A 21,974-nucleotide genomic window follows, 5' to 3' on the forward strand; every position below is an offset into this window, starting at 1 on the left:
ATATAACATTGCTATTTGGTTTATCTATTTAAAACCACTGTGTTTTCGGCTAATTCGCTCAACAGTTCCAGTACTTTTGCTACAGATGCGATCCTGTATTTAGCAGCTGTGTTACCTTTACCTACTTTTACAGAAAACTGATTTTCTGCCGTAAGCTGCTCAAACAAATCTTCATCTGTTTTGTCATCGCCAAAAGCAAGCACAAAATCGTGGTCGCCACATAAAATATTATCCCTGCATGTGGTGCCTTTGTGTGCCATAAAGTGCTTAACTTCTATTACCTTATTGCCGTCTATAATTTGTACGGGAGTATTGTACAGATGGTTTTTAAGTAGTGTAAGCAATTCTCGAGAAGTTAAAAATCCAAGTTTCTCATCTACATTGCGGTAATGATAAGCCACACCAAATTCCTTAACCTCAATAAAGCTTTCGGCATTCCTGTCGGTATATTCTTCCATTACCTCAATAACGCGGTCTTTCCATTCGGGCATTCCGTGTATAACAGAATCCCATTGTGTACGTTTTATGTAGCCACCATGTTCTGCTACAAGACCAATAGGTAAATGTCCTAAGTGTTTTTCCAGAAATTCTTTATCGCGTCCGCTAATAATCCATATTTCATTTTTAGGATTTTCAGCAAGCTTGGAGAGCAAGTCTAACAGTTTTTTATCGGGTACAGCCATTTCAGGTCTCGGCTGCAGGCTTACAAGCGTACCGTCAAAATCCAGTAAAAACAATCGCTTGTTGGCGGTTTCATATTTTTCGGTAATGTTATGAATTTCTTTAGCGTTGAGTGGTATTGCATTGGAGTTTTGCAAATGCAGGGTTTCAATCTCTTTAAGAAATCGGTTGGCCCACAAAAACACATCATGTTTTTTAAGATAATTTTGCATGCGCTCCATTCGCCTTTGCTGTTCTTCCTGTGGCATATTCAGTGCAAGGGCAATTTTTTCTCCGGTAAGTTCAGTATCAAACGGGTTTATGGTTATGGCTTCCTGTAATTCTTTTGCTGCTCCTGCCATACTGCTCAATATTAAAACACCGTTTTTATCCTGACGCGATGCTATATACTCTTTGGCAACAAGGTTCATTCCATCGCGAACTGGTGATATAAGGGCTACATCGGCGCTGCTGTACAATGCTATCAGTCTGTTAAAGTCTACTGATTGGTACTGATATACCACCGGTGCCCATTTGTAATTGCCTAATGCACCGTTTATGCGCCCCACGTTAAATTCGATCATACGTTTACGTTCGCCATACTTGCTTATTTCTTCGCGCGATGGTACAATTACGAGCAAAAAAACTACTTTTTCTTTCCATTCCGGGTGTTTTATTAAAAAACGCTCAAAGGCATTCAGCCTGTTGTTTATACCTTTAGTATAATCAAGCCGGTCTACCGAGAATATTATTTTTTTATCCTGATATAGTTCTTTTATTTCGTCACGAAGTATTCCAACTTCCGGTTTACTGTAGGCATCGTTAAACTTATTAAAGTCGATGCTGATAGGGTAGGACCCCACTTTGGTGCGGTGGCTGTCCTGGGTAAAAGTAAAGCTTCGCTGGCTGTAACCCATTATTTTCTCTACACATTCGGTAAAATGTATAGAATCATCCCAAGTGTGGAATCCGGCAAGATCGGCACCTAAAACACCGTCAAGTATATATTTTTTTGCCTTGTTGGGCAGTATGCGGAATATCTCAAAATTAGGAAAAGGAATGTGCAGGAAGAAACCGATCTTGGCCTTTGGGTTTTGTTGTCTTATTAAATTAGGAAGCCCTAAAAAATGGTAATCGTGTATCCATACAATATCGCCGGGTTCATAAATTTCGTTTATTTTTTGTGCCACAATAGCGTTGGCCTCTACGTAAGCGTCGAATGCTTCGTCACTGTATTCTACAAAAGACGGGAAATAATGGAATAAAGCCCATAAAACCGAATTGCTGAATATGTTGTAAAAGTTTTTGTTGAGTTTTTTTTCTAAAAAAACGGGTTCAATATCAAAGGTTTTAGGAAAGTTGTCTTTATGTTTTTCCCAGATGTTTTTTTCAAAATCAGCTACCCCCACCCAGGTCAGGTTCGCTTCGCTTTTTTCTGAATATGAAAGTATTGCAGATGCAAGGCCGCCGGAGCTTTGGGTAATAGATGTTTTTCGGTTTTGCGTTTTTATAGACAGGGGCAACCTGTAAGAAACGGTAATGATTTTCATGAAATATTTATTGGTACAGGACAGACGGAGGGAAGATTCCTGTACTGTTTATAGCCTAAAATTACAAAACCCTTTCGCGTTAAGGGGTTTACAAAATGTTAGTTAACATTTTTTTAGGGGTGTTTTATGGTATCGGCAATATAGCTGTTATAATATTCATAATATGCCATCACAGATTTTAACATTTGTGAAAGATAGTGCTTGTTATTGCATTTTTTCCCAAATTTGCACACAGCATTAAATAAAAATTATATGTCTAAAATTTATCCTACCGGTTACCGTGTTCCGCGTTTTAAAGTTTTACTTATAAGTTGCATTGATTTGCGATTAATGGATAATATCGTGCGATTTATGGATCATGATAATCTTACAAATCGTTATGACCAATTTATTCTTGCGGGTACATCTATAGGAGCTTTTGTGGCAGATGGCACTGATACTGATCTTGAGCATATTCCGGCTTACAGTGCATGGCTTACCACTTTAAAACAGCATATAGACCTTGCTATACAACTACACGAAATTCGTGATATTTATATTTTGGAACACAGAAACTGCGGGGCTTACAAGAACTTTATTAAAGATAATAAAGGCGATTTTGATGCCGATGGCGTAGCTGTGGATGCAGAGTTTAACTCGCATTTAAAATATGCTGTACAGCTAAAGGATGTTATTTTGAAATATGTAAAAGAAAGCGGCGAGCGTGTGGCTCTTAGTGAGGTTGCAGGTGTTAAAAAGCATGCTGCCAAATATGCAGAAGAATTTAACGTACACAGTTTTTTGATGGATCTGAAAGGTAATGTAGAACTTTTGGATACTACTAAAAAAGAACCTGCAGCTTTATAGGGTATAGGGTTAAAAAAAGGGTGTTTTTAGCCCAACTGCTAAAAACACCCCGGATTAACTAACTGTATGAAAAAACTATCTTTTTATTATTTTGGAAGTGGCTGTTTGTGTGCCGTTGTTTACTTTAACAGCATACATGCCTGCTGCTAAATGTGTAATATTTAGTTTATAATTGTTTAGCTCTGATAGCTGACTTTGCATAACCGTTTCGCCCAGCATGTTTACCACAGCAACATTCAGGCTGCCGCTAAAGTTTTCGGTTCCTTTTATAGTTACAATATCTGTAGCAGGATTTGGATATACACTAAAGTTATTTTTGTTGGCATTTTTTGAACTTGCCACAGGGCTTGCAGTAACAGTAGTAAAAATACCATTGTAGTTAACGCTTAAAGCTTTGCCGGGTGCAGGTTCGATTTGACCCGTGTTTATAAAGTTATTCAGTATAGCTGTAAAATCTACTCCGGTACGCTTAATGGCAAGGCTGCCGTTGTCAATAATAATTTTAGCATTGGCATGCATTGCTAAGTCGGGTGCAGCAAGATCGTTATGGTTTATTATTACCGAGCCAGAGTTAATGTTTATTTTTCCTACTACTGCGCCTAATGTACCCTCTGTCCCTTGATTATCTACAAAAAGATCGCCAACAAAAAGAACCTGCCCTGTGTTAACTGTACCACCATTAACATTAATGGTGCCGTTAGGTCCTACAACAGTTGCCCAAAATGCGTCAGATGTACCTCCTGCATTCACATTTAGCGTTCCGGTAGGGTAGTTATTTCGGGTTCCAACCTCCATGTTGTAGCCTCCGCTAACAAAACCTCCGTCAAAAACATTTACTGTGCCGTTGCCACCGGCAAGTGCACCAATAAACATACCTTGCCATGTGTCGGTGTTATTGCTCCATGCGGTGCCATATACATTTAGAATGCCTGTGCCTTCGCGCCCAATTCGCATAATGTTGCGGCATGTAAAATAAGCCCCTTGGTTTACGGTAACATTTCCGTTAAGCTTGTCATTGTAAAACACATTAAAGTTTGCATTAATAATGAGATCTCCTGCAGTATTATCAAATACTCCAGGCTGCCATGGCATTGTGCTGCTAATTACAGGTGCATGACCATTGGTTTGGTGGGTTCTTACAAATTTAAATGACGAGTCGTCAAAAGCTACCGGGCCTTGCGTACTGGTCCAGTTAGCAGCATTGTAAAAATCCGAACTCACACCTCCCACCCAGTCGTAGGTTTGGGCTACGGCGGCAGAACTGAGTCCAAGAAATAGCGCACACATTGCGACTATTGTTTTGGTTGATCGTAATTTTTTTTTCATAGGTTAAATTAAGTTTGGTTTAAATTGCAAGTGTGTTAATTACACTTATTCAAATGTAACAGTAATTTTTATACATTAATTTTTTTTAAGTTTATATTTTTACACTTAATGTAATTTTTTAGTAATTATTATTTAAAACATCAAAACGTTAATTTTTTTAACGTTTTATTCGATAACGTTTGCGTTATTGTTAAGGAAATCTACCGCCTGAAATAGTCGTTTTGACTCTTTGGTGTTAATTAAAGTAAGGATTGTTGGTCCGCAGGAGTTGTTTTGTGAAGCTAAGTATTTGCTTAAAAGTATATTATAGTAGCCTGTAATTTAAAAGTGCTTCGTATGGATCACCTTCAAGACCTAATAGTTTAGCGAATGCCGGTTCTGTTTTATATCCGGCTTCTTTAAGGGCAATAACCTGCTTTCGAAATGGCTCACCATATTTCACCAGTATTTGATATTCAGCTATCATGTGCAGATATCCGTTCTGTTGGTGCACTGGTATGGGCTGGCCAAAGATCTCTATTTCAAAATCATTACAGTAAAAATTAGCCAAAACAGTTTCTGTTCCGTTTACAGTGGTTTTTACTATTTTGAAATCCTGAAAATGACTAAAGGCATCAAAAACTTTTTTATAGAATACATCGGCGTTGGTGTAATGGCATAGTATGTCGAGATCGCTCTTATCTATATCAATATTAATGGGTATGGTTCCGGCAAGTGTAGGGGAGTAGCCAGCGAGTTTTTCTATAATACCAATTTCAGAAAGCGTCCTGAAGGTATGTTTCTGGCGGGGAGTGCCGTGCTGCAGGTAATCTATTGAATCAAAAAAATACATATCGCTAATTCATATATAGATCGATTTTTTCTGACCATTTTAGAATTTCCGGTAGTTTTGCAGAACTGAACTCTATATGTATAACCCTACGTCTGCTATTGTTTACCGTGCGACCGGAACTGTGTAGTAATAATGGTTTCATTATCATTATACCGCCTTTTTCTACTTCGCATATAGCTTCACTTTCTGTTTGCCAGTTAATGGTTTCGGGTCTGTAAATTTGCCTTGCATGAGAGCGAGGTATTACTTTAAGTGCTCCATTATCTTGGGTGGTTTCGTCCAAATGTATGCGTATCGTATAAATATTTTCCAATATTTTTACAGGAGGTTGCACGGCATATTGGTTTTGTTTTACGGTCCAGGGTCCAAAATTTTCAATTTCGGCTTTTTTATCTACTGATATAGTAAGATCCTGATGGTATGCTACAAACCAGTTAGAAGTTCCGGGTTTATCAAAATAAATCGACTTTACAATAAAATAATCATTTCCAAAAATGGAAGCAATTATTTGGTTAAGTTTCTTATTAAATACAAGTGGTATGGTGGCAGGTATCTCCTTTAGGAATTGTCGGATAGCAAAAATATCGGTAGATCTTCGAAAAGTTTCACCTAAGGCTTCAATATTTTCTATAAGACTTAAAAGGCCGTTAATTTCATCTTTGGTATAAATGCTGTTAATAATGGTAAATCCATTAGTTTCAATGTCAGATTTATGTTGATGTAATTCCATATGTATTAATCTAAATTAAGATATACAAAAAAGCTGCCTATATAAAGCAGCTTATATAAGGTTTTATCCCTTTTTATTCTTACCGTTATTAAATTTTACCTTTTCAACAACAGGTGTAGGTTTTTGTGGCTTGTCAAACTTTTTCTTTTGCGCTGGCCCTTTTTTTGACTGATTTTTAGGTTTTTGGCCTGCGTTGGCAGGTTTATTCTGTGTAGTTTTTTTTTCTGTGCCCTGCTGTTTTACTGCTTCACTGTTTTTAGCTATAACATCGGCAGCATTGGTTGGATTCTCTTTTGTGCCACGAAGATGAATTACAAGCCCATTTAAAAAATTGCGCAATACCTGGTCTCCACACTCCATGTAGTTAGGATGATCCTGATTCCTGAAAAATGCACCAAGCTCCGCCTTAGATATCCTAAAGTCTACAAGCTGTAAAATATCCACGATCTGGTCGTCGCGAAGTTGCAGTGCTACACGCAGTTTTTTAAATACGTCGTTGTTATTCATATATAAATTTATAAGTCACAAAGGTAGTGTAAAAAAAATAAAAGCTTTCCGGGTTCTTTATGTTGGCACTGTTTGTTTTATTTTAAATTATTATTTAATAAATATTTATTGTTTTGCGATAAATATTTATTATTTTAGTACTGTTAAATTAAAAACAGGATATTATGAAAATAACTACTGCCCAGATGCTCAAAATACTTTATGTGTTTGCCTGGATCATTTTTGTTGGCCTTTGCATAGAAGCGGGAGGCTTTATATTTAATGCTGTTTATACAGTTACGGTTAATCCTTCCGGAGCCGGGCACTTTTGGGAAAAAATAGATCTTTCCGGTCTTTATAGCTATGATGTGGGGCATTATTTGGTACAGACTTTTTTTATGACCCTGGTAGGTTTAATGAAGGCTTTATTGTTCTATTTAATAATAAAGCTATTGCACGACAAGAAATTGAACATGGAAAATCCTTTTAATAAAGAGGTTGGAAGCTTTATTTTTAATGTTTCATACCTGTCGTTGTTTATAGGAGGTTTTTCTCACTGGGGTGCTGAGTATGCGCAATGGTTCGTTAGCAAAGATATTGCTATGCCCGATGCACAGTTTTTGGGCTTGGGAGGTGCAGATGTATGGCTGTTTATGGGGGTTGTGCTTTTAATTATAGCTCAGATATTTAAAAGAGGTATAGAACTTCAGGAAGAGAACGAACTAACTGTATAGCGCATGGCAATTATTGTAAATCTCGATGTAATGATGGCAAAACGCAAAATGTCGCTAAACGAACTGTCAGAAAAAGTAGGCCTCACATTGTCTAATCTATCTATATTGAAAACAGGAAAGGCCAAAGCAATACGTTTTAATACGCTCGATTCTATTTGCAAAGCACTCGACTGTCAGCCTGCCGATATTTTAGAATATAAAAAAGATTAGATGCTGTTTGCTGGTTACGGAATTAAAATATTTTTTTAAAACGCAATGTTTATTTGTAAATGCACGTTACATTTACACAAAAGCATTTAGTATAATGAAAAGCATAAGCATTGCGTCGCTGTTATTTATTGCATCCTGCACCACTGTTAACTCTCCCTTAAAGCAAATTGGCAAACTTTCGTTGAAAGAAGTTTCAGGCCTTATATATATAAAAGGGCAGTTGTATGGGCAGGAAGACAGCGGTAATAAAAGCAGTATTTATAAAATTGGTTTAGACGGCACAACACAGGAAGAAATAAAAATAGTTAACGCTAAAAATACCGACTGGGAAGATCTTGCTTCAGATAAACAGGGAAATATTTATATTGGCGATTTTGGTAATAACAAAAACGACCGCAAAGACCTTGCTATTTATAGGCTCAATGCTGATGATCTTAGCAGGGTATCATCTGTAATATCGTTTCATTATCCTGATCAGAAAGAGTTTCCGCCAAAAAAGTCGAACCTTGTTTTTGATGTTGAGGCATTTTTAGAACAAAACGGAAATTTTTACCTGTTTACTAAAAACCGGAGCAAAGGTTTTAACGGAGAAGTAAAAATATACAGAGTGCCAAACAAAGCAGGTAATCATACCGCTGAATTGCTTGGAACATTGTCTACCTGCGATAATTTCAGGAAATGTGCTATTACAGGCGCCGACCTTAGTCCTGACGGAACTAAGGCTGTTTTACTTTCGGGTGCAAAAGTGTGGCTGATTACTAATTTTGGCAATGGCAATTTTGCTAAAGGAAAATTACAGGAGTTTGACCTTGGGCATACATCGCAAAAAGAGGGTATTTGTTTTAAAGATAACAACACCCTGCTTATTGCCGACGAAAAAGATAAGAAAGAAGGCGGAAAACTTTATGAAATAAAGCTGTCTGACCTAAAGGCCAAATAAAAAGCCAACTGCCACACGCCCACCGTCTGAACCCTGAAAGTAGGTCACTTTTGCAGTAACCACTCCGGCTCCGTTTAGCCATAGGCCACCGCCTGCGCTTTGGTGCCATCTGTCAGAGGTATCATGTTCTATCCATACACGGCCATAATCGTATCCTCCCATAACGCCATATACAACTGGTACAAAGCTGCTTTTCCATTTGCCCAGAGTATATCTAAGATCTGTACTGTGGTAAAGGCTCTCCTTTCCTGTAAAACGTTCACGGCGGTAACCGCGCAAATCGTTATCTCCTCCAAGCGTAGCAGCCTGATAAAATTCAAAACTGTCGTTAAAAAGTAATTTCGTTTTTACTGTGGTAGCTACCACCAGTTTGTCATCGGGTGTAATTTTATGAACAAAAGAAAGGGCGCTCTCAAGATGCGGAAAGTTACGTTCTATTTCATCAAAGCTGGTTTTCCATCCGCCCGATAAGTAAAAAGACATACCTTTTGCCGGCAACGAACCATTGTCATAATTCGTAAAGCTATATGTGGCCTGCACGCCTCCAAACTGCCTGTGCTCATAAAGTCTTTTGGCAATAGCACCCGGTTGATTGACAAAACGTCCTGTAGTACCATCTACTTCTATAGTTTCAAAAGGTAATTTAAGTTCCATAAAGCTTCCGTTTCGCCCATGCTTAAAGAACGAGGGTGCTACCTGAAATACCTGTAACTTTACACGGTTATAATCCATGCCAAGGGCATCGTCATAATTTTTTGTGTCGTTACCATAACCAAAATAGTTTATACTAAAATTGGGGCTTGTAAAGCGGGCATCCAGTCCTACGTTCCATTTGCTGGCTACATTCATAAATGTACCGCGATATATAAGTTCAAAGCCTTGTGTTGCAAAAAAGTAATTGCCTGTAAATACATGCTTGCGCGAGTAAGGACGACGGTTAAAATTATTAACTGTATAATTTAATGATGCCCCCAGCTTAATACCATCATCGGGGTTAAACCCTACCGACGGATATCCTGCAAAAACATTATAGGTTGGTTTTTGAGGATCATAGCTGTTGGTCTCATAATCATCTGTAAGAAGCAATCTGGCATTGCCATCATTATTATAGGTGTTCTCCTTGCTTTTAAAGTCATACACTTTAACCCTTCTGCCGTTTTCTATAGTGTAAGTATCGTGGTTTTGTCCTCCAAGCAAGCGTAGGGTTATAGGCTTTTCAGGCTTACCTTTTACTTCAAAAGTATCATCGTCGTCAAGTCCATAGATCCAAATTTCTTTAGTTTGTTTGCGGTTATAGGTTTGAGAAAAAATCAGGGTTTCTTTCTCCTTTTTCAGGCTGTAGGTTTTAACTTCGGTAACACCGTCCGGCAGGCGTGTAATTACAAATTTTTCTTTTTTATCTGTACCTGTTATTAAAACAGTACGCAATAAAACTTCCCTGTATTCTAATGCATACTTGGCCAGTTTTTCGCGTCTGCTTTTTAGGTTAGCTTTTATTTCTTGCATGGTTTCATCCTGCACTTCGGCAGGCAATTCGCTAAAAGCTTTGTCTATAACTTCGTCAGTAAGGTCATGTTGCAGTGCTTTAGCTTCTTCAAGCCATACACTTTCCCCGGCTTTTGTAATTAATGCCAAATCCTGTGCATAGCCGGCACGGCAAAGCCATTTTACACTGCCAATATCATCTTTATATGGCTTCATGTAACGCAGTGGCGGAGCCTGCATGAGTATTGTTAGCAGTGCCCCTCCGTATTTAGGAAAAGCCTGATCCCTGTCGCGTGGAATAGGACGATAATAAACACTGTCTTTTTCTTCAAAACGAGACCAGCGCCATTGGTCGGCATGCCTGTCCCAGTCGCCCAATAGAATATCGAACAGCCGTGCTTTTATATAGGCCTTTTCGTCTATTGTATATTTTTTATCCTTATGCAGGTTTTTATATACATCGTCTGTGCCGTCAATTCCGTCAGGTTTTCCAAAGCTTTCCAGGTTCTTAAACTCATCCGTAGGGCGTTCTTCAACCATGTAAAGTGCATCGCCATATTCTTCGTTATAATGCTTCAGGGCATTTTGTTTGGGTATGTAATACAGCTCAGGGTTTGTATGATATATTCCTGCTGCTTCAGTAAGGTCGTCTATAATGAACGGTGTGTAAGGGTGTGCCGTGGTATAAAAATCCAAAAGAAAACGCTCTGTTGCCGTATTTGCATAATCATCGCCCACATAGCGGTCTTTAAACGCTACAGCCTGCAAAAAGCGTGTGGCACTTTTTTTAACCCCACGCATTACATACTCTTTTCCGTCTTTATCAATAATACGAACTGAGTTGCTTTGGTGCCCGCCTCCGGCACGACCTACAGTAAGTCCGCCATGCAGGGTATCCAGAACTACAGTTTTTACTTTTATAGGAGTACTGTAATATTTACTGTAATGATACCCGAATAGGAACCTGTAAAATTTACTTTTTTTCGTCATTTCAGGCGTATAGACCGATGCCTCTACAGTATCCGGAAAACTGTTAGGATATTGTTTTAGTGTTGGCTCAGTCTTTTCAAGTATTACCTTTTCAAATATTTTTTCTTCGCTGTCGCCGGTATCGCTAAGTTTAAAGTAGGCTACTTTGGCAAGGCCGTTTTTATAAACATCGAGGCTAGCATAGCCAGTGCCGCCATAAGCAAAATCCTGAGGGTACTTAATTTTTACGGCTCCGGTTTTAGAAGCCGACCCGCTGATTATTTGATGGATGTTGTCTTTGTAAATATATTGCAGGTTATGGTCGTGACCCGAAACTACAATAACATTGTTTTTGTTTTGTATGAGTGCACGTATGCGTTTAGATAACGTACTGTAAACTTTGCTTTGCAAATCCTGCATAGATATCCCTCCGGTATTGCGCACCAAATTTATAAAAGAGCCTACTATTGGTAGTGGGAATTTATATTTTAGAGGAAATATTTGTTTGTAAAAAGACTGTTGCCCTCCATGCGATCCGTTGGAAAATAATGGATGGTGTATGGCTATAATAACAGTCTTTTCCTGATTTTTATTTAGCAGGCTTTCAAGTTCTGTAAACAAGCCTTCGCGGGTTTTTATATCGCAGTCATCGTTTATGGTAGGGTAGTTGTCCCAGTCTTCAATAAACCATTCGCTGTCTATAGCAATAAGAGTAAGGCTGTCGTTAATTTTTATATCGTTAATAGGGCAACTTTTTCCCGGCAGGAACGCTTTTTTACCGTTTAGGGCTTTAACAACCTGTTTTTCCTGTTCCTCCAAACCTTTTATGCCATGATACCAGTCGTGGTTTCCGGGAATAAAATGCACTTTGCCCTTAAAGCCGTCCGCAAGTGCAAGCTGGCTGTTTAACGATGCTTCTGCTGCTTCCCGGTCTTCGTGTTCTTTTGGTGGCATTCCTAAAGGATAGATATTATCTCCCAAATATAGAAGTGAGGTGTTCTTATCTTCTGTAGCTAACTTTTGCTTTATTATACCCAGCAATTGTTGCGAACGTGGCTGTGTTGCATATCCTGCATCGCCTACCAAATAAAAACGATGCAAAAGACTGTCGGTTTGCAAAGCATCTGTGCGCGTGGCGGTTGCCTGTTTACCATATTGAACCCTATTTGTAGCGCATGATGATATAAAAGCAGCCACAATAATAAGGCAGGCTAAGCGTTTAATATTTCTTAACAAATTACATTTAAGCCAAAAGAATTTCATAATTTGGTGCTATTAATTTTCCTACCTATGGATATTGTTGAAAAAGCCGAGAGTTACGTCTTTCATTCATTCAAAGATAAGCTATCTCCCGATTATATTTACCATAATTTTAACCATACTTTACGTGTAGTAAACAATGCTAAGCTTATTGCCAAAGAAGAGGGAGTAAGTACAGATGACATAGAAATTATTACTCTTGCCGCATGGTTTCATGACCTTGCTTATATAGAAGGGCCTGATGGGCACGAACTTCGCAGTAGTGTTATGGCAAAGGATTTTTTGACAGAAAGTGGGTATGATGCAAATAAGGCCGAAGCAGTAGCGACCCTTATACGCGCTACTCAATTGGGAGTGGAACCACAAAACCATTTGGAAAAAATTATTAAAGATGCCGACTGTTCTCATTTTGCCGAGCCTAACTATGTGCAGCTTGCTGAATTGCTGCGCGAAGAATGGAAAATTACACAAAAAAAAGAATACACCGATTTGGAGTGGGCTATAAGTAACCGCAAGGTGTTGCTGCATTACCACCGTTTTTTTACAGAATATGCCAAGACAAACTTACAGCCGCAAAAAGAAGCTAACATAGCTGCTTTGCAGGTTTGTATAAACGATTTGGAGTATGGTAAGAAAAAAACAAAAGATAAGGCCGGTAAAAAGAAACAGGAAAAACCTGAAAGACCGGAACGCGGCATAGATACTATGTTTAGGGTTACGCTTAACAACCACACCCGCCTGAGCGAAATTGCCGATAGCAAGGCAAACATTTTGCTGTCTGTAAATGCAATTATTATATCTATAGCTTTAAGTACACTTATACCCAAACTTGATGCTCCGGGCAATGCCCACCTTATAGGGCCGACTTTTATAATGATGCTGTTCAGTACGGTCAGTATAGTTTTTGCTATACTTTCTACACGCCCTAAGGTAACAACAGGTACCTTTACGCGCAAAGATGTAGAAGACAGAAAGGTTAACCTGCTGTTTTTTGGCAACTTTTATAAAATGCCTTTAGATGAATATGAGTGGGCTGTAAACGACCTTATGAAAGAGCGCGACTATCTTTATAATGCCATGATAAAAGACCTTTACTTTCTTGGAAAGGTACTTAACCGCAAGTATAACCTGCTACGCATTACTTACAATATCTTTATGGTAGGCATTATACTTTCGGTAGTAGCGTTTGTGGTAGCTTTCCAAACACTGTAATTTATCCTGCCACCTGGGCAATTTCTTCGGTAGACAGAAGATTTAACAAGGCTGTTTCATTAGGGTTCAAATCGCTGTGGTTGTTAACCTCTGTAACATTATAATTCCATATGGTGCCTTTCTCATAGGCAGCAACGACTGTAGGGTGCACATAATATTTTTTGCAAACCGTGCGCGTATTGCCCAGTTTTCCTGCTACACTATCGAGCACGCTAACCACTTTTCGTTTAAAGTCGGCCGCACTTTCAAACTCACCAAGCTCCCGAAATGCACACAGTGCATTAAGGCTGCCCGCCCATGCCCGGAAGTCTTTGGCCGTAAAATCTTCTCCGCTTATTTCTTTAAGATAGGTGTTTATATCTCCCGATCCAATTGTATGTCTTTTACCTTCATCGTCAAGATATTGAAAAAGCTCCTGACCGGGTATGTCCTGGCATTTTTTCACGAGGTTAGCCATGCGGCGGCTTTGCAGTTTTATTTTGTGTTTAACACCTTTTTTGCCCACAAAATCGAACAACACAGTAGACCCGTCAAATTTTACGTGCCTGTCGCGCAGTGTGGTTAAACCAAACGATCCGTACAACTTTTTATAGGCGTCATTACCAATGCGGATATTGGTTAATTCTATCAGTTTTACAACCAGTGCCACTACTTTTAAATAGGGCAGACCACTGCGTTTTAAGTCTTTTTCAACCTGCTCGCGAATGTGTGGCAAGGCAACACCAAACCTGCGGAGGCGGTAAAATTTAGACTGGTTTCTAATTTTGTTCCACTCCGGATGATAGCGGTATTGTTTACGTCCTTTAGTATCGATTCCTGTAACCTGAAGATGACCGTTAGAGTAGGGGCTTATCCATACATTTTCCCATGCGGGTGGGATTACCAAATGTTTTATGCGTTCCAATACCTCTTTGTCTTTTACGGTTGTTCCGGTTTCATCTTTATAAGAAAAGCCGTTGGCTTTGCGCTTGCGGTAGTAGCCTTTATCAGACGACAAACTATAGCGTAAGCCAACGGCCTTTGCCGTTACTTTAGGATCGCTCCCTATTTTTTCGAGTTTTTTTTGCAGGCGGTTCATCTATTCGTCCTCCCTGCCCTGTATGCTCATAGTTTCTAATAATTTTGCAGCGCTATTTTCGCTAAATGCGCCATATCCGGCCACAAAAACACCTTTTTGCCCATCTTTGCTTTTAATGCCATATACGGTAGCTTCATCGCCGGGGTCGCTTTCGCCTTCATAGCGGTAAATTTCCATAATTTCAAAGTCTTTAAAGTTGGCTTTAATACGGTCTTCTTCAAGGTTAAAATCGGTTGTATAACCCTTTGCTGCCAGCTCCTGCAAAGCCTTGCTTACAGTTGCATAATGATACATTTGTCTGTCCATGATAGTAATTTTTTAAAGTGCTTTGTTCTATTACTTTAAAATTAAAACTTTCAGGTTTTGAAGCCAGCCAAGGAAATGTTAATCTTAAATAGTTTTCAGCCACAGTCCAGGTTTTCAGTTGATATAGGTCTAGTATAAAATAAGTTACGATAGTTATAGTTAAAGATATTATACAATAAACTGAAAACTGTGACTGAAAACTGTGACTTCTATACAGGAATGCTTACCTTCGCGCCGCAGGCCGCCTTATCGCTCTTTGCAAAAAGGGAGGAAAGTCCGGACACCAGAGGGCAGCATAGCGGGTAACGCCCGTCACTGTGGGTAAAACCGCAGGAGGACAAGTGCAACAGAAAGTATGTACAGGTGATGCTGTAGTGAAACCAGGTAAACTCTATGCGGTGAAATGCCATGTATACCGGCTATATGTAGGGCTGCCCGCCCGATGCCGGGGGGTAGGCAGATTGAGCACCGGCAGTAATGCCGTGTTTAGATAAATGATAAGGGTTCTTTAAAGGAATACAGAATCCGGCTTACAGGCCTGCTTTTTATTTTTTGGAATATTCTACTAAGTGTATTTGAGATAAATCTTTTCTCACCAGATTCTAATTCATGGCAGGGTTGATTGATTTTTTGTACTTATACATAGTTACAATCTAATCCTCCTCGTTCACTTCAATAACATCGTCAACTTCTCCGTTGTCGAACTCAAAAAAGGTAAACACAGATCCTCCGTATTTTTTATTGAATGAGTAGTTCATCATGTGTTCCAACTTGGTGTATTTAGAGTGTTCAATGATCATAATACCGTCTTCGTTTAACAGTTCATTCTCAAAAACGAGGGTCACTATTTCTTCAAACAGTTTTTGATCCATGTCATAAGGTGGGTCGGCCACTATAATGTCATAGCCTGTTTTGTGCCCTTTTAAAAACTTAATAACATCACTCTTTACGGCAGATATATTAAAATCGAATTCCGCAGCAGTTTGTTTTATAAACTTTATACAACCAAAATCAGCATCTACAGATGTTATTGCCGATGCCCCACGCGACCCAAACTCATAACTAAGGTTACCCGTGCCGCTAAACAGGTCGAGCACTTTAAGTCCGTTAAAGTCTATGCGGTTGTTGAGTATATTAAACAACGATTCCTTGCTCATATCGGTAGTTGGGCGAACGGGCAGGTTTTTTGGGGGGCTTATCCTGCGGCCTTTATATTTTCCGGAAATTATTCTCATGAGTTAAATAAAATAAAGTTGTGCAAAGCCTCCTGCCTGTCGGCATTCCATTTTAGCACCGGACCCTCGGGTTCGTATATCGATATATTGCGAATATAATTATAGGCAATTTTAAACCTCGGGTCGGTTTCGGTAATAGCACCCAGCAATAAAATTTTTGCTGTTTCGGGGTTCAGGTTAAGCTGCTCCATAGTAAAGAGCAGGTAATACAAAAAGTCTTCGGGAGTACTGTATTCAAACGAGTTAAAAAGCAGCAGCTTTTGGTTGTGGGTAACCACAATTTCAAAATGCGATGCCTGTATGTGGGCATACACCAGCTTCTCGTCTATATTTACTGATGCATCCAATAGTTTTTCTACCAGTATACTGTTGGTATTTTTATATTCAAAAGACCCCAGGCGTTCTAATAAAAAGTTGTTTACGTTTATGAGAGGCACATAAACATTTGTCATGGCATATACAGGCAGTATGTCCCATGCAAAAAAATCGGCCTCAAAAACACGGGTGTTATATTGCAGGTAGCTGCCGGGGTAGTTTTCGTCGAACAACACATTAGGTACAAAAGCATTAAAGCTGTTATCGTGCAGCACCATTACTTCATCATAATCATTCTTTAGCTCCGGATGCTCTACAAAAACCCTCCACAGTTCGTCTTCCAGGGGCAAGTGTTTGCTAAAACTATTGTGTTTAAGGCTTACAATTTCCCAATTAAGCGTATCGAATATACAGAACGACATACCGCCCGGGCCAATTTGCAGCGACAGTTTGCGGTAGTTTTTTGTAGTAATGGCGTCGTTCATTAAAAACACTCTGATTGTTGGTTTACAAATTTACATTCTTTTTTGGGTTTGCCTATACAGCTATGCCACAAAGATGCCCAGAGAAAGACAAAGATTCGTAAAGCAGCAGATTACAGTATTGTTTGCTTTGGATAATGTAGAAGTTAATACTCATAAAAAATAAGCCCGCAATACTTTCGCATTGCAGGCTTACCAAAAATTGAGTTAGTGTATAAAAAAAGCTTACGCTTAATTACTGTTTTACATACTGTAGCTCTAAAGCCAGTTTTACTTCTTCGCCCAGCATAACGCCTCCGGTTTCAAGAGCTGCGTTATAAGTAAGGCCAAAGTCTTTACGGTTTATTTTTCCTGTAGCGCTAAAGCCGGCTTTTATATTGCCCCAAGGGTCTTTTTGTATGCCGCCAAACTCTACATCAAGGGTAACCTGTTTTGTAACACCGTGCAATGTAAAGTCGCCTGTAAGTACATAATCATCACCACCTTTTTTAGTAAAAGAAGTAGAGGTAAATGTTAGTTTAGGAAACTGTTCCACATCAAAAAAGTCTGCACTTTTAAGGTGTCCGTCGCGGTCTGAGTTGTTTGTGTTTATAGAATCTGCGTCTGCGCTAAATTCAAAAGAAGCGTTCTCAAAGTTCTCATCGTCAGATGTTACTGCACCTTCAAATTTTGTGAAGTTACCCGATACGTTAGTGAACATTAAGTGTTTTACTTTAAAAGTTGCTTCTGAGTGTGTTGGGTCTAATACCCATTTTGTTGTTGCCATGATTTAATTTTTTATGGTTTATTGATCGTTTAAAATATGTTGTGTTGTTTAAATGAACAGTACAAATTTCCGGCTTTAATTATTGCCCGGCATTGAACTGGGACAAGAAATTGTTTTTTTTACAAAGCCATTGGCACATCCATTAGCAGTACCTCGGCATTTTGAGAGTTGGCGGTAATGGCTAACGAATCAATATTCCAAATACCAAGGCCATCGCGCTCGTTCAGTTTTATATTTCCTATGGTTATATCGCCTTTAAGTACAAAAGCATAAACACCGTTACCTTTTTTCTTTACGTTATAGTTTACAGAGAATCCTTTATCAAACTGCCCCATGTGAAACCATGCGTCCTGATGTATCCATACGCCTTCGTCATTAGCGTTAGGCGAAAGTATCTGTTGCAGTTTATTGTGTCTTTTTGCAACATCAAGAGTTATTTGGTCATACCTTGGTGTAACATTACGCTTGTTTGGATACAGCCATATTTGAAGAAACTTGGTAAGCCTGTCTTTGTTTTTATTGTACTCGCTGTGTTGTATGCCGGTTCCGGCACTCATAACCTGTATATCGCCTTTTTTAATTATGGTGGTATTGCCCATGCTGTCTTTATGCTCCAGGTCGCCTTCAAGTGGAATAGAAATAATCTCCATATTATCGTGAGGGTGTGTACCAAAGCCCATACCGGCATCTACACGGTCGTCGTTAAGCACGCGCAGCACTCCGAAGTGCATCCTGTCGGGGTTATGATAATTAGCAAAGCTAAAGGTGTGATGAGAGTCCAGCCAGCCATGGTTGGCATGCCCGCGTGTAGCGGCTTTGTGCAGTACAGTGTTTTCCATAATTTTAGAATCTTCGTTAGGCAGGTGATTATAGCCTATGGGTTCTAAAGGGGTAATTTCGTCTATATCGTTTTGAAGGGCTTTGCCTACAGCGGCCGATGTAATGAACATTCCTGTTCCCATAAGGCCTTTGCGTATAAAATCTTTCCTGTCCATAACTAAGGTTGTTTATTGATTATTACATTGCAAAGTTGCGCTTTACCGTAAAGCTGCGCATTGAACTGGGACAAGAAAATATTTATGACTGTAGATTTAATATTTGAAGAAATAAAGCTTCCCGGTAATTTTAGAATCTACAGTCATAAATCTTAAATCAATGCTTCGCCAGCTTTGCCCTTGTCTTGCTCAAAAACTCAGCCGAAATTCCTAAATAGGAGGCTATATAATGCTGCGCCACACGTTGCGGCAATGTAGGGTACTGCTCTAAGAACTCAACATATTTGTCTAAAGCCGTCATCGATATGGTGTTGAAAAGCCTGTTTTGCGTAACCGACAGATTGCGTTGCAGCAATATCCTGAAAGCCCTTTCAAAGCAGGGGGCTTTTTTAAACAATTCTTCTTTAGCCTCGGGCGTAAATGTATAGAATTCACAGTCTTCGAGGGTTTCTATAAAAACTTTGCTGGGCTTATCTTCATAGATGCTGAATGATATATCGCTAACCCATGCGTCTTCTATGGCAAATTGCAATATAACCTCAAAGCCATTGGCGTCGATATAATATTTACGAACACAGCCTTTAATTACAAAAGCTTCAAAATTGCACATTTCGCCCTCATGCAGCATGATGGTTTTTTTAGGTACTTTTTTATATTCTATAAGCGAATTGAAAATTTCCAGGTCTTGCGGAGTAAAATCTACATACCTGCTTATGTTTTTATTTATGCTCTCAAAATTATCCACGGTTGTAAGGTTTTACTACAAATATAGGCTATTTTTTAAAGCAGCTGAAATGCAGAATTAGAGTAAAATATTTATTTAATTGTACAAATGCTTTTAGAGCCGTACTTTTGAGTGTATAAAACCATGCAAATGAAAATTGTTATATCGCCGGCAAAATCGCTGGACTTTGAAACAAAACTTCCTACCAAAAAATATACTCAGCCCGAATTCCTGGTTAACGCAGAAGTAGTACACACCGCCATAAAAGAAAAAGCTCCGGCAGAATTAATGGAACTGATGCATATAAGCGATAAACTTGCACAGCTAAATTGGGAACGCAACCAGGAATGGAAAACACCGTTTACCACCAAAAATGCACGTCCGGCCATATATGCCTTTAACGGCGATGTTTATACCGGTTTTGATGCCTATACGTTGCCTGTAGCCAAACTCAACAAATTGCAGGATAGCCTGCGCATACTTTCCGGCCTTTATGGATTACTGAAACCACTGGACCTTATACAGCCTTACCGCCTTGAAATGGGTACTCATTTGCCCGTAGGCGATAATAAAAATTTGTATGAGTACTGGAAAGCTACACTTACTGAGGCTTTAAATAATGAGCTTAAAGATGATGAACTTTTTTTAAACCTCGCCAGTAAAGAATATTTTGATGCTGTAGATGCCAAGTCACTTAAAGTGCCTGTAATTACGCCCGAGTTTAAAGACTATAAAGACGGCAACCTGCGAATGGTGAGCTTTTTTGCAAAAAAGGCGAGGGGTATGATGGTGCGCTATATTATTGATAAGAATGTAAAAACCTTAAAAGGTTTGAAAGGTTTTGATTATGAGGGTTACAGGTTTGACCCTAAGTTGAGTGATAGTACTACACTTGTTTTTACAAGGTAATTTATAATTTTGATTAGTAGCGCAATGAATTTTAATGAACTGCTCAATAGCGACAGCGACCACAATAAATATAAGCAGGGTGTAATTATTTATTTTAATTACAGCCATAGCAACCTTGAACCACTGCATGAACTGGAAAATAAACTTCGCATTGAGTTATATAACAGCAAAACGGGTGAGTTTGACGGGCATCAAATGGCATTAGACCTTGCCGATGGCTTTTTGTATTTTTATGGAGACAGTGCTGAAGAACTTTTTAAGACTATAAAACCATTATTGTTAGATGCCCCTTTTATGAAAAATGCTGAGGTAAACCTGCGCTTTGGATCTGACGGTGCCAACGGAGTATCGGATATTGATTTTATATTGGAGTAGTATTTTGATAAATAGGTTTTTAGCGATATATAAAGGTTTACCAGCAGTTTAGCGAAATGAAGATGTATTGCCTTTGTTTATTTCTTTGATTATCAATACTTTGATTATTGGTGTTTGTTTTGCAAAGCTTTTATAACAACATTTAAATTATGTATTATGAAAGCATTACTCACTTCAATCATTTTTCTTTTTGCAACAGTTGCCTTTAGTCAGGTTAACGCAGGTAACAGTAAAACACAATATGCAAACATCAATGGCAGGCAGTTGGCCTACAGGTCTATAGGTTCAGGAACTCCTATAGTTTTGACCAATAGGTTTAGAGGAACTTTAGATACCTGGGATCCTTTGTTCTTAGACAACCTTGCCAAAACCAACAGGGTTATTACTTTTGATTATACAGGTATAGGATATTCTACCGGAACATTACCCACAGATATTGCTCTTGTAGCTAAAGATGTTAAAGATCTTGCTACACATCTTGGACTTAAAAAAATAATTCTTGGAGGCTGGTCTTATGGCGGGCTGGTAGCACAAACCGCTGCTTTGCAGTATCCGGAGCTTGTAACGCACCTTATTTTACTTGGCACCGGGCCTGTAGGTAAAAGAGAGGTAGAGCTAGACCAATCGTTTTTAAACGTGGCTTTTAAGCCAGTAAACACTCTAGAAGATGAGATTATATTGTTTTTCGAGCCTGAATCTAATGCTTCGGTTGCTGCTGCAAAAGCGTCACACGATAGGATATATAAACGTGCAGATGTTTCAAAGATTCCATCAACACCAGAGGTATTTCAGCTTTATGGCAAAGGAGCAGCGCTGGCAACTGAAGATAAGGTAGGCTTAAGGCAAAAACTTATCGAAACTACATTGCCTATTCTTATAATTTGTGGAGATCACGATACAAGTTTTGCCGTAGAGAACTGGTATCCGCTGAATGGTAAATTACAAAACGCACAACTAATTGTGTTCTCTAAAACCGGTCATGCACCGCAGCATCAGCACGCAGGGCCTGTTGCGGCTTACATTCAGAATTTTTTGCTGGTAAAATAAAATTGCTTAATCATATAAAAAGCCAACCGTTATAATGTAAATGCGGTTGGCTTTTCTTTTAAATTATACTTATGCTTACTCTTTATCGGCAAGCATAAAAACGGTATCTGTCCTTTTTAAATTTGGGTTACTGGCTACTTTTACACGCTGTGTGTAAGAGCTGTCCTTTGCTTTTAAGATCTCGACTGTCATAGTGCCCACTTTGCTAATATCTTTTACACGGGCTGCTGTAGCAGGAGTAGGGGTAACGGTGTAGGTGCAATCGTCAAGCCAGGCAATATCAAAGTCATAAACTTCTTCTGCATCTTCCATTTTTTCGGTTTGTACATTACCCTTGCGCGTAATTATTGAAACCTTTTTTGTTTTTGGGTCGGTAATTTTAAAAGTACCTTCCCTAAACTGCGCGCATTTACTTTGGCTTAAGGCAATTACAGGTAAAAACAACAGTATAAAAAAAGTAATTTTTTGTATCATAAGCGGGGTAATATTAAAACTGACATCA

22 protein-coding genes and 1 other RNA gene are annotated in these 21,974 nt (G+C 39.0%); 9 read left to right on the forward strand and 14 right to left on the reverse strand.

From position 1 onward, the window contains the following. Window positions 1–20: 20 nt before the first annotated feature. Complete coding sequence (locus GR160_RS01490; protein WP_160748060.1) at window positions 21–2,210, reverse strand: bifunctional alpha,alpha-trehalose-phosphate synthase (UDP-forming)/trehalose-phosphatase; 2,190 nt, start codon at window positions 2,208–2,210, stop codon at window positions 21–23. 252 nt (window positions 2,211–2,462) lie between these two features. Between GR160_RS01490 and GR160_RS01495 the strand changes: the two genes are divergently transcribed. Continuing rightward, complete coding sequence (locus GR160_RS01495; RefSeq protein WP_160748061.1) at window positions 2,463–3,056, forward strand: hypothetical protein; 594 nt, start codon at window positions 2,463–2,465, stop codon at window positions 3,054–3,056. A 75-nt stretch (window positions 3,057–3,131) separates the two neighbouring features. Here the strand turns inward: GR160_RS01495 and GR160_RS01500 are convergent, their stop codons facing one another. The 4 genes from GR160_RS01500 to GR160_RS01515 form a co-directional block, all read right to left on the reverse strand. Beyond that, complete coding sequence (locus GR160_RS01500; protein ID WP_160748062.1) at window positions 3,132–4,382, reverse strand: T9SS type A sorting domain-containing protein; 1,251 nt, start codon at window positions 4,380–4,382, stop codon at window positions 3,132–3,134. A 304-nt stretch (window positions 4,383–4,686) separates the two neighbouring features. After that, a complete protein-coding gene (locus GR160_RS01505; RefSeq protein WP_160748063.1) occupies window positions 4,687–5,214 on the reverse strand; it encodes a DUF4269 domain-containing protein in 528 nt (175 codons plus the stop codon). Window positions 5,215–5,218: 4 nt separating this feature from the next. Beyond that, window positions 5,219–5,944: a phytanoyl-CoA dioxygenase family protein gene (locus GR160_RS01510; RefSeq protein WP_160748064.1), complete on the reverse strand. Its 726-nt coding sequence runs from the start codon at window positions 5,942–5,944 to the stop codon at window positions 5,219–5,221. Between the two features lie 63 nt (window positions 5,945–6,007). After that, complete coding sequence (locus GR160_RS01515; protein ID WP_160748065.1) at window positions 6,008–6,451, reverse strand: DUF1456 family protein; 444 nt, start codon at window positions 6,449–6,451, stop codon at window positions 6,008–6,010. Between the two features lie 164 nt (window positions 6,452–6,615). On the opposite strand from GR160_RS01515, the gene GR160_RS01520 reads away from it, so the two are divergent. The 3 genes from GR160_RS01520 to GR160_RS01530 all read left to right on the forward strand — a co-directional run bounded on the left by GR160_RS01520 (window position 6,616) and on the right by GR160_RS01530 (window position 8,314). Beyond that, window positions 6,616–7,164, forward strand: a complete 549-nt coding sequence (locus GR160_RS01520) for a DUF2975 domain-containing protein (protein ID WP_160748066.1) — start codon at window positions 6,616–6,618, stop codon at window positions 7,162–7,164. Window positions 7,165–7,167: 3 nt separating this feature from the next. After that, entirely contained in the window at window positions 7,168–7,374 is a 207-nt protein-coding gene (locus tag GR160_RS01525; protein WP_160748067.1) for a helix-turn-helix transcriptional regulator, read from the forward strand. Between the two features lie 94 nt (window positions 7,375–7,468). After that, window positions 7,469–8,314, forward strand: a complete 846-nt coding sequence (locus GR160_RS01530) for a hypothetical protein (protein WP_160748068.1) — start codon at window positions 7,469–7,471, stop codon at window positions 8,312–8,314. On the opposite strand, the gene GR160_RS01535 is transcribed toward GR160_RS01530, so the two are convergent. Continuing rightward, entirely contained in the window at window positions 8,300–12,031 is a 3,732-nt protein-coding gene (locus GR160_RS01535; protein WP_160748069.1) for a metallophosphoesterase, read from the reverse strand. The genes GR160_RS01530 and GR160_RS01535 overlap by 15 nt on opposite strands. A 27-nt stretch (window positions 12,032–12,058) precedes the next feature. Between GR160_RS01535 and GR160_RS01540 the strand changes: the two genes are divergently transcribed. Beyond that, entirely contained in the window at window positions 12,059–13,240 is a 1,182-nt protein-coding gene (locus GR160_RS01540) for a Pycsar system effector family protein (RefSeq protein WP_160748070.1), read from the forward strand. Between the two features lies 1 nt (window position 13,241). On the opposite strand, the gene GR160_RS01545 is transcribed toward GR160_RS01540, so the two are convergent. Then, window positions 13,242–14,318 carry a DNA topoisomerase IB gene (locus GR160_RS01545; RefSeq protein ID WP_160748071.1) on the reverse strand — a complete coding sequence of 359 codons (1,077 nt, stop codon included), beginning with the start codon at window positions 14,316–14,318 and terminating at the stop codon, window positions 13,242–13,244. Then, window positions 14,319–14,624 (reverse strand): hypothetical protein, encoded by a 306-nt coding sequence (locus tag GR160_RS01550; RefSeq protein WP_160748072.1) that lies wholly within the window; start codon window positions 14,622–14,624, stop codon window positions 14,319–14,321. It lies immediately after the preceding gene. A gap of 233 nt (window positions 14,625–14,857) precedes the next feature. On the opposite strand from GR160_RS01550, the gene rnpB reads away from it, so the two are divergent. Then, window positions 14,858–15,173: RNase P RNA component class A (gene rnpB / locus GR160_RS01555), an RNA gene on the forward strand. A 104-nt stretch (window positions 15,174–15,277) separates the two neighbouring features. Here rnpB and rsmD read toward each other — a convergent pair. The 5 genes from rsmD to GR160_RS01580 all read right to left on the reverse strand — a co-directional run bounded on the left by rsmD (window position 15,278) and on the right by GR160_RS01580 (window position 19,162). Beyond that, the gene (gene rsmD / locus GR160_RS01560) at window positions 15,278–15,859 is read right to left on the reverse strand and encodes a 16S rRNA (guanine(966)-N(2))-methyltransferase RsmD (protein WP_160748073.1); all 582 of its coding nucleotides are present in this window, start codon (window positions 15,857–15,859) and stop codon (window positions 15,278–15,280) included. Then, entirely contained in the window at window positions 15,856–16,659 is an 804-nt protein-coding gene (locus GR160_RS01565; protein WP_160748074.1) for a DUF3822 family protein, read from the reverse strand. The genes rsmD and GR160_RS01565 overlap by 4 nt, the downstream gene beginning before the upstream one ends. Window positions 16,660–16,891: 232 nt before the next feature. Then, the gene (locus tag GR160_RS01570; protein WP_160748075.1) at window positions 16,892–17,422 is read right to left on the reverse strand and encodes a YceI family protein; all 531 of its coding nucleotides are present in this window, start codon (window positions 17,420–17,422) and stop codon (window positions 16,892–16,894) included. 119 nt (window positions 17,423–17,541) lie between these two features. Then, entirely contained in the window at window positions 17,542–18,261 is a 720-nt protein-coding gene (locus GR160_RS01575) for a pirin family protein (RefSeq protein WP_160748966.1), read from the reverse strand. A 313-nt stretch (window positions 18,262–18,574) separates the two neighbouring features. Further along, window positions 18,575–19,162: a Crp/Fnr family transcriptional regulator gene (locus GR160_RS01580; protein ID WP_160748076.1), complete on the reverse strand. Its 588-nt coding sequence runs from the start codon at window positions 19,160–19,162 to the stop codon at window positions 18,575–18,577. 129 nt (window positions 19,163–19,291) lie between these two features. Between GR160_RS01580 and yaaA the strand changes: the two genes are divergently transcribed. From yaaA to GR160_RS01595, 3 genes are all read left to right on the forward strand, one after another. Then, window positions 19,292–20,050, forward strand: a complete 759-nt coding sequence (gene yaaA, locus GR160_RS01585) for a peroxide stress protein YaaA (protein ID WP_160748077.1) — start codon at window positions 19,292–19,294, stop codon at window positions 20,048–20,050. A 24-nt stretch (window positions 20,051–20,074) separates the two neighbouring features. Then, complete coding sequence (locus tag GR160_RS01590) at window positions 20,075–20,425, forward strand: hypothetical protein (protein ID WP_160748078.1); 351 nt, start codon at window positions 20,075–20,077, stop codon at window positions 20,423–20,425. A 156-nt stretch (window positions 20,426–20,581) separates the two neighbouring features. Next, window positions 20,582–21,472: an alpha/beta fold hydrolase gene (locus GR160_RS01595; protein ID WP_160748079.1), complete on the forward strand. Its 891-nt coding sequence runs from the start codon at window positions 20,582–20,584 to the stop codon at window positions 21,470–21,472. A gap of 75 nt (window positions 21,473–21,547) precedes the next feature. Here GR160_RS01595 and GR160_RS01600 read toward each other — a convergent pair whose 3' ends face one another. Then, window positions 21,548–21,946 (reverse strand): hypothetical protein, encoded by a 399-nt coding sequence (locus tag GR160_RS01600; protein WP_160748080.1) that lies wholly within the window; start codon window positions 21,944–21,946, stop codon window positions 21,548–21,550. Window positions 21,947–21,974: the final 28 nt, after the last annotated feature.

Origin of the sequence: Flavobacterium sp. Sd200 (assembly GCF_009826935.1) — a bacterium.
In the GTDB taxonomy this organism is placed as follows: Bacteria; Bacteroidota; Bacteroidia; order Flavobacteriales; family Flavobacteriaceae; genus Flavobacterium.